The 12,791-nt window shown below is 38.3% G+C and carries 12 protein-coding genes; 6 read left to right on the forward strand and 6 right to left on the reverse strand.

All coding sequences use genetic code 11. The annotated features are described in order from the left end of the window. Positions 1-425 precede the first annotated feature (425 nt). The 4 genes from ACFSFY_RS15455 to ACFSFY_RS15470 all read left to right on the forward strand — a co-directional run bounded on the left by ACFSFY_RS15455 (position 426) and on the right by ACFSFY_RS15470 (position 2,914). On the forward strand, positions 426-1,040 hold the full coding sequence (locus ACFSFY_RS15455; protein ID WP_381539567.1) for a sterol desaturase family protein: 615 nt from the start codon (positions 426-428) through the stop codon (positions 1,038-1,040). A 47-nt stretch (positions 1,041-1,087) separates the two neighbouring features. Continuing rightward, on the forward strand, positions 1,088-1,792 hold the full coding sequence (locus tag ACFSFY_RS15460; protein WP_381539570.1) for a GntR family transcriptional regulator: 705 nt from the start codon (positions 1,088-1,090) through the stop codon (positions 1,790-1,792). 171 nt (positions 1,793-1,963) lie between these two features. Then, positions 1,964-2,503: a flavodoxin family protein gene (locus ACFSFY_RS15465; protein WP_381539572.1), complete on the forward strand. Its 540-nt coding sequence runs from the start codon at positions 1,964-1,966 to the stop codon at positions 2,501-2,503. A gap of 231 nt (positions 2,504-2,734) precedes the next feature. Continuing rightward, positions 2,735-2,914, forward strand: coding sequence for a hypothetical protein (locus ACFSFY_RS15470; RefSeq protein ID WP_381539574.1), 180 nt, complete (start codon positions 2,735-2,737; stop codon positions 2,912-2,914). A 132-nt stretch (positions 2,915-3,046) separates the two neighbouring features. On the opposite strand, the gene ACFSFY_RS15475 is transcribed toward ACFSFY_RS15470, so the two are convergent. The 5 genes from ACFSFY_RS15475 to ACFSFY_RS15495 form a co-directional block, all read right to left on the reverse strand. Next, positions 3,047-4,054, reverse strand: a complete 1,008-nt coding sequence (locus ACFSFY_RS15475; protein WP_381539576.1) for an ABC transporter ATP-binding protein — start codon at positions 4,052-4,054, stop codon at positions 3,047-3,049. Continuing rightward, positions 4,047-5,075 carry an ABC transporter ATP-binding protein gene (locus ACFSFY_RS15480; RefSeq protein ID WP_381539578.1) on the reverse strand — a complete coding sequence of 343 codons (1,029 nt, stop codon included), beginning with the start codon at positions 5,073-5,075 and terminating at the stop codon, positions 4,047-4,049. The genes ACFSFY_RS15475 and ACFSFY_RS15480 overlap by 8 nt, the downstream gene beginning before the upstream one ends. Positions 5,076-5,089: 14 nt before the next feature. Continuing rightward, a complete protein-coding gene (locus ACFSFY_RS15485; protein ID WP_381539580.1) occupies positions 5,090-6,013 on the reverse strand; it encodes an ABC transporter permease in 924 nt (307 codons plus the stop codon). Beyond that, positions 6,010-6,948 (reverse strand): ABC transporter permease, encoded by a 939-nt coding sequence (locus ACFSFY_RS15490; RefSeq protein WP_381539582.1) that lies wholly within the window; start codon positions 6,946-6,948, stop codon positions 6,010-6,012. The genes ACFSFY_RS15485 and ACFSFY_RS15490 overlap by 4 nt, the downstream gene beginning before the upstream one ends. Positions 6,949-7,072: 124 nt before the next feature. After that, positions 7,073-8,764: a peptide ABC transporter substrate-binding protein gene (locus ACFSFY_RS15495; RefSeq protein WP_381539583.1), complete on the reverse strand. Its 1,692-nt coding sequence runs from the start codon at positions 8,762-8,764 to the stop codon at positions 7,073-7,075. A 455-nt stretch (positions 8,765-9,219) separates the two neighbouring features. Between ACFSFY_RS15495 and ACFSFY_RS15500 the strand changes: the two genes are divergently transcribed. Then, on the forward strand, positions 9,220-10,572 hold the full coding sequence (locus tag ACFSFY_RS15500) for a YjiH family protein (protein WP_381539585.1): 1,353 nt from the start codon (positions 9,220-9,222) through the stop codon (positions 10,570-10,572). A 53-nt stretch (positions 10,573-10,625) separates the two neighbouring features. On the opposite strand, the gene ACFSFY_RS15505 is transcribed toward ACFSFY_RS15500, so the two are convergent. Next, positions 10,626-11,570 (reverse strand): L-threonine 3-dehydrogenase, encoded by a 945-nt coding sequence (locus ACFSFY_RS15505; RefSeq protein WP_381539587.1) that lies wholly within the window; start codon positions 11,568-11,570, stop codon positions 10,626-10,628. Between the two features lie 184 nt (positions 11,571-11,754). On the opposite strand from ACFSFY_RS15505, the gene ACFSFY_RS15510 reads away from it, so the two are divergent. Then, positions 11,755-12,441: a hypothetical protein gene (locus tag ACFSFY_RS15510; RefSeq protein ID WP_381539589.1), complete on the forward strand. Its 687-nt coding sequence runs from the start codon at positions 11,755-11,757 to the stop codon at positions 12,439-12,441. Positions 12,442-12,791 lie beyond the last annotated feature (350 nt).

The raw sequence follows: 12,791 nt of genomic DNA on the forward strand, positions 1-12,791 counted from the left end.
CAGTGTCAACCGGTAATCCATTTTCATTCTTACATAGGCTCTTTTATCTAACTAGAGTTAATTGCTTTCTAAATAATAAAACACGCTCCAGATGTTACTCATACAACCTTCCCAATACTCTTATTATTGCGACACCTCAGATAATCAACTATGAAACTAAATTCAATAGTTTTTGATTTTCACAGTAAATCCCAGTAAATACAGTTCTTTTACCATTAAAATGATTAGGTTAGGATTTTATGATAATTTCTCGAAAAAGTAATCAATACCATGCTTGAACCATACTGTTTCTCTTTTTCTCGAACGACTTGACTATATTTTCTGAATACTATATAATTTCGGTAGTACCAAGAGTATATCTGGTCTTACCAAAAGTGGATTTGATTGAACTGTTTCATGGAAAATTAATATAGGGGGGAATTTTATTGAACAGAACGTATTTTAAGGAGTTTATTACATTTCCAGATATCGCAATCATGCTTCTCTTATTTGTTCCACTCATGATCTACACTACTTTAAATATGCTACATATTGGAACCTGGATTGCTTTCATCATAGGAATGGGAACATATGCGATGAGTGAGTATTTATTCCACAGATTTTTGTTTCATATGAAGACACCCACAAATCCCTTTTTACTAAAAACGATTAAACGCTTACACTTTGATCATCATCTCGACCCTAATAATTTAAAACTCTTATTCCTACCGCTTTGGTTCAGCCTTCCAAACGGGTTAATCGCAGCAGGAGTTTTCTATTTGATAACAGGAAGTACACAATTGACGATTGCTTTCCTCTCCGGATTAATCGCCTACTTTATGTATTATGAATGGAAGCACTATATTGCTCATAAACCTATTCAACCACGAACGGAAATGGGAAAGAAAATGAAGAAAGCGCATCTTTGGCATCACTTTAAAAATGAAAACTATTGGTTTGGTGTAACGCATACGTCTATTGATAAAACGTTTGGTACGTATAAGGATCAGAATTCCGTAGAGAAAAGTGAGACTGCGCGGAATTTGGAGAAGCGTGCTTGAATGCGACAACTGACTGTTTGAAAGGTTTATCGAGAGGGGATATTGCAATGAATCGAACTGCGGTCATTGAAAAAGAAATGATCAAAGCAATTCTTCAGGGAGACTATTTAGCAGGAAGCCAAATACAAACAGAAAGAGAGTTAGCGTCTATACATCAAGTAGGCCGACCTGCAATTAGGGAAGTATTGCAAAGATTAAGCCATGGTGGTTGGCTCACATTAAGAAAAGGTCAGTCGGCGATTGTGAATGATTATTGGTACGGGGGAAATATCACTACAATCGTAGATATTGTTCAATACTTTGACCAAGTACCCGATGCTTTTGTACTTTACTTTTTAGAAATGCGTATTGCGATGACGCCACAATATGTAAAAAAGGCCGTACTGCTCAATCATCCTAAAGTTGTCGGCTTACTTTCGCAAATGGATGAATTAGTAGATAGTAAGGAAAGTTTTGCGATATACGATTGGAAGATCCAGAAAGAGTTGGCAATATTATCGGAGAATCCTATTTTTTCATTAGTGCTCAATAGCTTTGAACCCGCCTATGTTAAAATGGCTATCAAATACTTTGACCATTCTTTCCGTCGTGAAGAGTCATTAAATTATTACAAAGAATTGATGGCAGTTGCATTAACTGGTGATCATCAACAAGCAGAAGAACTGGCACGCTCGATGATGGAAAAGAGTTATGTTTTATGGGATAGTCAGTTGTCCCCTGATGAAAAAATCGGTGTGAAATTTAGTTTATAAGAATTTACGCGTACCCGTTCTGAACAGGTACGCTTTTTAGAATGTTGAAGAGTCTTGACTTACTTATTTAACAGGCAGACAATCAGGCTCGTTTTACTGATTTCAATTTCCATTATATACTATGAATTGTTAGAATAAATAAACAACCATACTTTGAAAGGATGAGAAATCATGAGTATTGTAGTTCTATACGGCGGTGGCCGTCCAAATGGTAACACCGAGATATTAACGAAGAAAGTAATAGAAGGTATTGAAGTTGAAGAAATCCATCTGAAGGATTTTTTAATTGAACCTATAATCGATATGCGTCATGCAGAGGAAGGATTTCCGGAAGTTAATGACGAGTACAACTCAATTATTGATCGAATTCTAAAGCACGATGTCATTATATTTTCCACTCCGGTTTATTGGTACAGTATGACTGGAATAATGAAAAACTTTGTGGATCGATTTTCTCAAACATTAAGAGACTCAAATTATCAAGATTTCAAACAGCAATTGGCATCCAAAAAGGCATATGTAATTGCGGTGGGTGGAGATAATCCTTATATGAAGGCATTGCCTATGATTCAGCAGTTTCAACATATTTTCAACTTTATAGGACTACCTTTTGAAGGATATATTATTGGAGAAGCTAACAAACCTGATGAAATTTTTCAAGACTTAAAAGCACTTTCAGCAGCTGAACTGCTCCGAAAAGATCTACAATAAATCTTCTAGCGCAAGGATAGAAAATGAATGTATTAGAATAAACACAAGTTCAAATCATGGTGGTAGAGATTACGGGACATTACTAGTTGATGTACTCTTATTTGGACTTTAGGCCGTCTGAGTCTTATACTTAAACTATAGAGGTACTTGTTACAAACTGAACATGCTCGTTTCAAAATCAAGTTTTTAAGGTAAACACACTATAACACCTTACGAATAGGAGGATTAACAATGACAAAAGATAAAAGAGTAAAAGTTAAAGTAGAATCTGAAATGCGGACAGAAGAAATTTCAGACATGATTGACGAAGGTGGACTGGGTGCCGAAAAGTATTACAAAATCAAAAAGGACCCCACTTCTACTCAAAACAACACTGAAGAAGATACGCCTGAAAAAGAAGATAAAAAATAATTATTTTATAAAAATGCCCGTCACACAACTTTTCATAGTTGTGTGACGGGCATTTCCTTCTTTGTAGGCAAACTCATTTCTTCAATTTAATTTTGCGGAACGTACCCTAATTACATAAAAGGCATTGGCCCCCTATTTCAGTCTTGCTTTGTGTTCTTTATTATGTTCTTCATCGTAAAGGTGACACGCTACCCAATGTTCAGGCTTATGCTCTTTGAATTCAGGTCGGATCTCACTGCAAACATCCATCACATGAGGGCATCTCGTCCTAAAACGACACCCGCTAGGCGGATTAATTGGACTTGGTAAGTCGCCTTCAATGAGAATTCTTTCACGGCTTCGTTCTACTTCTGGGTCTGATATCGGTATTGCGCTCAGCAATGCTTGTGTGTATGGGTGCATGGGATCTTCATATAAATCATCACTGGTTGCGATTTCGGCCATATTCCCCAAATACATAACGCCTACACGATCACTAATATGTTTTACCATCGATAAATCATGGGCGATAAATAAATAGGTCAATCCCCGTTCTTTCTGTAATCTCCCCAGCAAGTTTACAACTTGCGCTTGAATAGAAACATCCAATGCAGAAATCGGTTCGTCCGCTACAATGAATTCTGGGTCTACGGCTAAGGCACGAGCAATCCCAATTCGCTGTCGCTGACCACCACTGAATTCATGTGGGTATCTGTTTCCATGTTCACTATTCAATCCAACCGTTTCCAATAATTCATTAACACGAGCTGTCCGTTCCGCTTTCGTATTTACGAGTTTATGAATATCTAGACCTTCTGCAACAATATCTTTTACCGTCATTCTAGGGTTTAATGAAGCATAAGGATCCTGGAAAATCATTTGCATACTGCGATTAAACTTAATGAGATCTTTTTTCGATTTTTTCGCATGTACATCCTCGCCCTTAAATACTACTTCTCCCTCAGTTGCTTCATAAAGCCGCATAATCGTTCGTCCCGCAGTAGACTTTCCACACCCCGACTCTCCGACCAAACCGAACGTTTCGCCTTTATATATGTCAAATGTGATCCCGTCAACGGCCTTCAGGACACTTCCACGGTCGATTTGAAAATGTTTTTTCAGCTGTTTAATTTCCAGTAACTTTTCCCGACCTTTATCCATGTCCTCTTACACCTCCAACAAATGCCGATTCAGGTTTTTCTACTTTCGGCGAACGTTCATCTAATAGCCAACAAGCTGTTTGTTGTGTCTTTGACAAATGTGTGTGCTCAGGCATGTGAGCTTCACAAACTTTCATAGCATATGGGCATCTTGTCACAAACGGACATCCGGTTGGTGGATCCGCTAAATCTGGTGGTGATCCTGGAATCGCTTGTAACTCTTTGCCTCTACTGTCCAACTTCGGCATTGAGCCCAAAAGTCCCCAAGTGTAGGGGTGTTTCGGATTATAGAAAATTTCATCCACATTGCCTGTTTCAACAATTTTCCCACCGTACATTACTGCAACTCGGTCAGCAGCATTCGCTACAACCCCTAAATCATGGGTAATTAAAATGATTGCAGTTCCTGTTCGCTCTTGTATCTCACGCATGAGTTCAAGAATTTGAGCCTGAATTGTTACATCAAGGGCAGTTGTGGGTTCATCAGCAATAAGTATTTTAGGATTACAGGCCAATGCAATCGCTATCATTGCCCGCTGTCGCATTCCTCCCGAGTATTGATGCGGGAACTGCCTAATACGGGTCTCAGGATTTGGAATTCCTACCAATTTCAGCAGTTCAATCCCGCGCATATGTGCTTGTTTTTTCGACAATTTCTGGTGCTTAATAAGACCCTCAGCAATTTGTGTCCCGATTCGCATCGTCGGGTTAATAGATGTCATTGGGTCCTGGAAAATCATGCTTATATCTTTACCACGAATATTTTGCATCTGCTTCTCCGATTTCTGCGTTAAATCTTCCCCTTCGAATAAAATCGTTCCTCCAGAATATTTACCTGGAGGAGTAGGAATCAGACGCATTATAGAATTGGCAGTTACAGTTTTCCCAGATCCTGATTCACCGACAATTGCCAACGTTTCTTTTTCATGTAAATGAAAGGAAACGCCACGGACAGCCTGTACATCGGCTCCATATGTTTCAAATGAGATGGAAAGATCCTTTACCTCTAGTACTTTTTTCATTTTTAGTCCTCCCTTTATTTACGATCTTTCGGATCCAGTGCATCTCTTAACCCATCACCGATGACATTAAATGCCAGAATCGTCAAACAGATGAAGAATGCTGGAAAAAAGAGCTGGTGCGGATAATACTCAAAGGAAGATAAAGCATCATTCGACATCGTACCCCAACTAGCTTGAGGTGCAGGGACACCTAAACCAAGATAACTCAAAAACGCCTCCGTAAATATTGCTGTTGGTATCGTTAATGTTAAAGTCACGAGAATTGGGCCAAGTGTATTAGGTATGAGATGCTTCACTAGCAATCTAGTGCTACTTGCACCGAGCGAGCTGGATGCGAGTATATACTCAGATGACCTCAATTGCATTACCTGGCCACGCACAATTCTAGCCATACTAATCCACCCTGTTATCGTCATCGCAAGAATCATAGTCCATAAACCTTTCGGCATAATAACCATTAATAAAATAACAACAAGTAAATAGGGCACGCCATACAAAATATCAGCAATACGCATAAGATATTCATCTACTTTGCCGCCATAAAATCCTGCAAGAGCACCCCAAATAACACCGATAATTAAATCGATTAAAGAGGCCATCAGGGCGATAAACAAAGAAATTTTCGCACCATACCACGTTCTCGCAAATACATCTCTCCCAAGATTATCTGTTCCAAACCAGTGATCGCCATTTGGTGATTTATTTGCATTCATTAAATTTGTTGTTTGATACGTGTGTCCCGAGATCATCTCGCCAATAAGTGCCATAATTGCTAATAAGATAATTACACCAACACCGAAAAGTGCAAGTTTGTTTTTCTTGAAACGACGCCAAGCATCCTTCCAAAATGAAGTACTTTTACCTACAATTCTTTCAGCTTCTGCAAAGTTCACGTCTAATCTATCGAAATCAGAGTTTTTAATTTGGTTTTGCGTCATGAGTGATTGGCCCCCTTTCCAGTTACTTTGATTCGTGGATCAATCAATCCGTAAATCAGATCCACAATCAGTATGGAAACGAGTAAAATCATACTAAAAAACACTGTAGTTCCCATAATTACGGTATAGTCTCGGTTTGTAATACTTACTACAAACTCACTTCCTAAACCAGGGATAGCAAATATCTTTTCTATGATAAAACTACCAGTTAATATGCCCGCAACTAATGGTCCTAAATAGGACACTACTGGTAATATCGCATTTCGTAATGCATGTCTATAAATAACAACTTGCTCACTTAATCCTTTTGACTTTGCAGTTTTAATATAATCTGCACTAAGTACATCTAACATGCTTGAACGCATGAGTCTTGCGATAAAAGCAAGAGGTGTTGTCGCTAGAGCAAATGCCGGTAAAATCGTATGTGCAAAGGACTCAAATCGAGCTATTGGTAGCAATTCCAATTTAATTGAAAATATATATTGAAGAATAGTTGCCATAATAAAGCTAGGTACTGAAATGCCAAGTATTGCAATGATCATTACGGTATAGTCACCCATTCGGTTATGCCTAATTGCGGCTATCGCACCAAATAATACCCCAAAACCTAAAGCTATAAAAATGGACTCCAACCCCAAAATCAAAGAGTATGGGAAACTTCTCTTGATAATATCCATAACTTCCTGTCCTTCGTACTTAAAAGAAGGTCCAAAATCTAATTGAGCGGCATTAATAAGATACTTAAAATACTGTTCGTGAATCGGATCGTTTAGACCATAAGCTTCTTTCATTTGCTCTTCAATTGCTGGAGAGGTTTTCCGTTCGGAAGTAAAAGGACCCCCAGGAGCTAATTTCATCAAAGCAAACGTAATGGACACAATAAAAAAGAGTGAAAGTAATATGTATCCAATCCTTTTCAGTAAATATCTAACCAAACGATAACACCTCCGTAATTCTAAGAAGTCTAATCTCATTTCTCATTTATCTATTTAGACAAAAAATTGGAGGTGAGAATAGATCACCTCCTATTGATTACCTATACAAATATGCTAGATTTTATTACTTTCCGTCGATATATCCCCATTTGTACTGAACTTGTCCAAGCGGTGATACTTCAACATCTTTAACGTATTCCTTGTTCGTCCACACGTTTGTGTAGAAGTAAACTGGTGAGATTGGAAGCTCATCCATGAAGATTGCTTCAGCTTTACGTAAGAGAACGTCTCGAGCTTCTGGATCAATTTCAACTCGTGATTGCTTCAATAATTCTTGATACTCAGCACTTTCCCAATTGGTATAGTTGTTTCCACCAATAGTTTCAAAGATTTCTAGGAAGTTAATCGAATCGTTAAAGTCTGCTAACCAACCCATACGACCAATTTGGAAATCTCCTGCGCCCATTGAGTCAAGATATACAGCCCACTCTGCGTTTGTAAGCTCGATATCTACTCCAAGATTTTCTTTCCACATGTCTTGTACCGCTTGTGCGATAGAACCATGTGCTTCACTTGTATTATATGAAAGTTTAACAGGTGGTAATTTATCTAGCCCTAATTCTTCTAAGCCTTTAGCTAGATACTCTTTTGCTTTTTCAACATCATTATCGTTAAAGTAACCTTTTGAATTCTCTTCGAAAATAGAAGGTGGTACTAACGCCATAGCTGGTTGTTGCTCAGCTTGTGTGATGTTTGTAACAATACCTTCACGATTAATTGCTAAAGCAAATGCTTTACGAATATTCACGTTTGTAAATGGCTCTTCTTCTACGTTAAATGCGTAGTAGTAAACGCCAGCTAGTGGAGATATGTTTAAAATATCTTCCTTTTTGTATGCCGGAATCGCTGCCAATGGGATTGAGTCCGTTGGCGAACCTAACCAATCTAATTCTCCCGCATCATACATTTGTTTTGCAGTGTTTTCATCTTCAATCATCAACATGTTAATCGTTTCTAGTTTTACTGTATCAGCATCCCAATACTCTGGGTTTTTTGTAAGAACAACTTTATCTTTATGCTTCCATTCGGACATAAGGAATGGACCATTCGTCACATAGTCATCAGACATGTCATTAGCCCAACCTGCATTTCCTGCAGTAACCTGATGGTTAACTGGGAAATATGTGTAGAATGCTGTTAATTCAAGGAAATAAGCAGTTGGTTGTGCCAACTGAACAACTAGTGTTTGATCATCTTCTACTGTAATACCTACATCATCTAATGACCCACCATTTTCCTTAGCATCTTGAGCACCTTTAATCATATACAATTGGTAGGCGTAGTCTGTATCAGCATTTGCTGGATCTAACACCCATTTCCAAGCATATTCGAAGTCTTTAGCCGTTACAGCATCTCCATTTGACCATTTTGCATTTTCACGAATTTTGAACGTATAAGTCATTCCATCTTCAGACATTTCAGCACTCTCTGCCATCGCTTCTTCGATTACACCTTCTTGGTTAATACGCATTAACCCCTCAAATGTTTGATACAATACTGCACCAGAAGTAGTGTCTGTTGCTGAACCGGGATTTAGTGATGGTGGTTCTGATTTAATGTTCAAGTTTAGAACCTGTTCTGAAGTTCCTTCTGCTGTACCTTCATCTTTTTCTTTATCGTCCTCTTTTTCTGTTTCTACCGTTTTGTCGGGTTCGTCCGTTTTCCCCTCTTCCTTTTCATCTCCACCGCAAGCAGCTAAAAATAGACTCATTACCAAAACCAGAGCTAGGAAAAACGACCATTTTTTCAACTTCATACATTTAAAACCTCCCCATTTTTTTTCCTTGCAAAGACATTATTCGTCTTAAGTTTTATCATACTATTGTTTCACCAATATTCCAACACTTTTTAATACTTAGTATATTAGTAATTGTCCATCTTCTTAGAGTTATGCTGATTAAATGTTTCCTAGAGCTTCAAACTCAATACACATCACCTTTCATCAATCCTTGCTCTAGTGCTGTTTGACGGCTTAGGTCATTCGTTGTTTTCTTGGCATAAGCCTTATGACACAAACTATTGTTGGCTAGTAAATAATTCTAGTGGCAGGACTGTTCTCGCACATAACAAGAATTAATAAGCAAAGAGTAGACCGAACTTTATGGAATAGTCTAAAGAAATGGAATATACCCGATGCTATTTGCAAAGTCGCTTCTTGCGGTTATTATAAATATCTACGTACTATAAAAACGCTTACAAAGGAGCAGTGTAATGAAAAAGTTTAGTTTATCAACATGGTTACTTTTCCTAGTTCCATCTATTCTCGGTATTCTTTTGTTCATGATACCCATGAAACTTGGTGAGGAATGGAAAGTGCTCATTGCAACATTCGCATTTTATTTAGCGGAAGCAATTTCACCGGTAATGCCATGGATTGCAACCATAATTCTCATCATTGCTGCACTCGGATCAATACTCTTTTTACCGATTAAAAAGAATGAAGCTCATCCATCCTTTTTAAAAAACCTATTCAAAGTTTCTCTTTTTTGGACTCTTACTCGTGTTGCCGGTGCAGTATTTGCATTAATGGTAGTGCTTCAATTAGGACCCGAAGCGATTTGGGGAGAAAATACGGGTGGTTTATTACTTAGCGAAGATGGACTTGTCACATTTTTATTCACAATTTTCTTATTTGCTGGCCTATTATTGCCGCTCCTTTTAAATTTTGGATTACTTGAATTTTTTGGGACACTAATGGTGAAAGTAATGCGTCCTTTATTCAAAATACCGGGTCGTTCATCAGTTGACGCTTTAACTTCATGGGTTGGTGACGGAACAATTGGAGTACTTCTCACAAGCAAGCAGTATGAAGAAGGCTTTTATACAAAAAAGGAAGCCGCAATCATCGGGACAACCTTTTCCGTTGTATCCATTACGTTCTCCATTGTCATCATTGAAACGGTTGGACTTAGTGCGTACTTCCTTCCATTTTACGGAACCGTCGTTTTTGCAGGTTTAGTTCTAGCGTTTATCATGCCAAGAATTTTTCCGTTGGTTGGCAAAAAAGAAGAATACATTGATGGAAGACCGTTTACGGGGGATGAAGAAAAATTACCTGAAGGATATAATTCATTTTCACATGGGCTCGAAAATGCATTACTGAAAGCAGAGTCAAGCCGCTCGTTCGCTAAAAATGCTTCAGAAGGTGTTAAAAACGTCCTAGATATGTGGATTGGTGTCATACCTGTTGTTATGGCTTTCGGAACAACCGCATTAATCGTCGTAGAAAATACTTCATTCTTTACTATATTAGGTAAACCATTTGAACCGATTTTGGCACTCCTGCAAATACCACAAGCTGCGGATGCCGCTCAATTAATGGTCGTAGGTTTTACAGATATGTTTTTACCCGTTATTTTGGCAGAGGGCTTAATAACATCTGATTTGACATTATTTGTTGTTGCGGCAATATCCGTAACACAACTAATTTTCTTAGCTGAAGTCGGTGGGCTTCTACTAGGTTCAAAAATCCCGGTCAACTTTATGGACTTGGTTTTCATTTTCTTATTGCGCACGCTTATCGCACTTCCAATTGTTGCAGGTGTGGCACATCTATTGTTTTAAAAGACGACATCAAAAAAGCTTCGCGGACAATACACCGCGAAGCTTTTTCATGTTTATTTATCCATTTTAAGTTTTAAGTTTTCTAACATATCGATGGTCATTGAATCAAGATCGTAAATTGATTTGAATCCCCATTCTTCACACGCAACAGATATATCAATTGAATCTGGCCAACTATCGGCAATGGATTGAAGTTCTGAATTCACATCATAGGACATCTCAAATGACGGTATATGCTTTTGAATTGATGCAGCAATTTCAGACGGTTCAAAACTCATCCCTTTTACATTAAATGCATTCCTGTGAATCAATTTCTCCGGGTTCGCTTCTAGTAAATCAGTAATCGCTTGCAATGCATCCGGCATATACATCATGTCCATATACGTTCCCTTTGCAATTGGAGAGGTGTATCTCCCTGTTTCTAATGCTTTATAGTAAATTTCAACTGCATAATCTGTTGTTCCCCCACCAGGTTTTGAAACGTGGGAGATGAGCCCTGGAAAGCGGACGCTGCGCGTATCCAGTCCAAACTTTTTATGATAGTAATCACATAATAATTCACCAGCCACTTTATTGACACCGTACATCGTTGTAGGACGTTGCAATGTATCTTGCGGAGTACCCTTTTTAGGTGTAGACGGTCCGAACGCACCGATTGAACTTGGTGTGAAAAATTGCATTTCCAGCTCTCTGGAAACTTCAAGGGCATTCATAAGTCCACCCATATTCAAATTCCATGCAAGCAATGGATTTTCTTCAGCTTTAGCAGATAATAATGCAGCCATATGCATCATCGTATCCGCTCCGAAACTTTTCGTAAGTGCATGCATTTTTTTCACGTCTGTAACGTCTAAAACTTCAAATGGACCTTCCATTACGGAGTCCGTTTGTTTAATATCCGTCGCTAAAACATTTTCAGTTCCATACATAGTTCGCAGCTTTATTATCAATTCAGAACCAATTTGACCAAGAGCACCCGTTACGATAATTTTCTTCATCTGAAAATCCCCCACTTTCACAAAAAACGTACTTACTAGTAGTACACGAGTTTTCAACTATTCCAAAAACACATATTTACAGCGTATAAATCATTATAAAATGTTCTTCTCAAAAACACAACTAAGATTAATGAATTTTAATCTTGCTATCTGTTATACTAAAGAAAACTTGAGGTGGATCTACTTGCAAAACAAAACGCTCATTTTCTCAAAGGTATTTCGATTTGTTCTTCTAATTGTTATTGGTGTTCTCTTGTCAATCACACTCATTTCATATGGTGTGCCACGTTCGCTTGTTTTCATACTTATTATTGTTCTGTATCTTGCAATTTCTATACTGAAACCACTACATATTATTTATAAATCTAAGTCTATAAAAACTCTCGATCGGTACGTCACATTAAATAATAAGAGACCTATCTTCAATTATTCCTATGCACTGGGTCATGGAAATGATCAGGATATTGAAGATTCATTAAAACGTATTGTAAATGTCTATTCACAAGATAGTATGCGTCCCATCTACAGCGCAAATCTAGCCATTCATCAGAATAAGCCGAATGAGGTTTTAGAGTTTGTTGAACAAATTAGTGAATCCGATTATAAATACTACTATTCCGGTATTTCTTTTGCGATGCGCAAACAATATGATAAGGCCGAAGAATTTTCAAAAAAAACACGTACGCCTTGGATGAATCATGGATTGAAAGCATTTATATTTAAAGAAAAGAAAGAGTATGAGGGCTTTAAAAAAGAGGCTGCTTTATCCATCTCAAATGCAGTTGGGATGCAGCGCTATGTAATGCATCATATGATGAGACGCATGGAAATTGAGGCTTTTCCTGATATGATAAAAGGGTCTAGTAAATAAAAAAGGAGCTCCTCCGTTATTTCAACGGATGTGAGCTCCTTCTTTTTAGTTCTTTGACATATGATGTTGGTGAAGAATTTTAGCCTGCTACAATCGATTTTTTTATTTGCTGTAGAACTGTCCTGAAAGTCTACGAACATTAACTTTTGGGGCTATCTTTTTTACATAGGTTTCCAAGTACCCCCGTCGCTTTCCGTTCCAGTCGGACGCATTCCGGAGGGCGTGGCTTGAGCCGCTTCCTTCGCTTCGCTCCGTCCAGGGTCTCAAGGCGCACGCTAATCCTCTCGGAGTCATCTTTAGCCGAAGGCCCACACGAAGTGGGTCATGCAGTCGTTACGACAGGACGTCGT

The sequence above is a fragment of the Sporosarcina siberiensis genome (assembly GCF_042681925.1).
GTDB classification, from domain to species: Bacteria; Bacillota; Bacilli; order Bacillales_A; family Planococcaceae; genus Sporosarcina; species Sporosarcina siberiensis.

What these genes read in the sequence shown, in the direction of transcription:
- ACFSFY_RS15460 (WP_381539570.1), top strand. Translation starts at nt 1,088, where the DNA reads ATGAATCGAACTGCGGTCATTGAAAAAGAAATGATCAAAGCAATTCTT.
- ACFSFY_RS15465 (WP_381539572.1), top strand. Translation starts at nt 1,964, where the DNA reads ATGAGTATTGTAGTTCTATACGGCGGTGGCCGTCCAAATGGTAACACC.
- ACFSFY_RS15470 (WP_381539574.1), top strand. Translation starts at nt 2,735, where the DNA reads ATGACAAAAGATAAAAGAGTAAAAGTTAAAGTAGAATCTGAAATGCGG.
- ACFSFY_RS15475 (WP_381539576.1), bottom strand. Translation starts at nt 4,054, where the DNA reads ATGGATAAAGGTCGGGAAAAGTTACTGGAAATTAAACAGCTGAAAAAA.
- ACFSFY_RS15480 (WP_381539578.1), bottom strand. Translation starts at nt 5,075, where the DNA reads ATGAAAAAAGTACTAGAGGTAAAGGATCTTTCCATCTCATTTGAAACA.
- ACFSFY_RS15485 (WP_381539580.1), bottom strand. Translation starts at nt 6,013, where the DNA reads ATGACGCAAAACCAAATTAAAAACTCTGATTTCGATAGATTAGACGTG.
- ACFSFY_RS15495 (WP_381539583.1), bottom strand. Translation starts at nt 8,764, where the DNA reads ATGAAGTTGAAAAAATGGTCGTTTTTCCTAGCTCTGGTTTTGGTAATG.
- ACFSFY_RS15500 (WP_381539585.1), top strand. Translation starts at nt 9,220, where the DNA reads ATGAAAAAGTTTAGTTTATCAACATGGTTACTTTTCCTAGTTCCATCT.
- ACFSFY_RS15505 (WP_381539587.1), bottom strand. Translation starts at nt 11,570, where the DNA reads ATGAAGAAAATTATCGTAACGGGTGCTCTTGGTCAAATTGGTTCTGAA.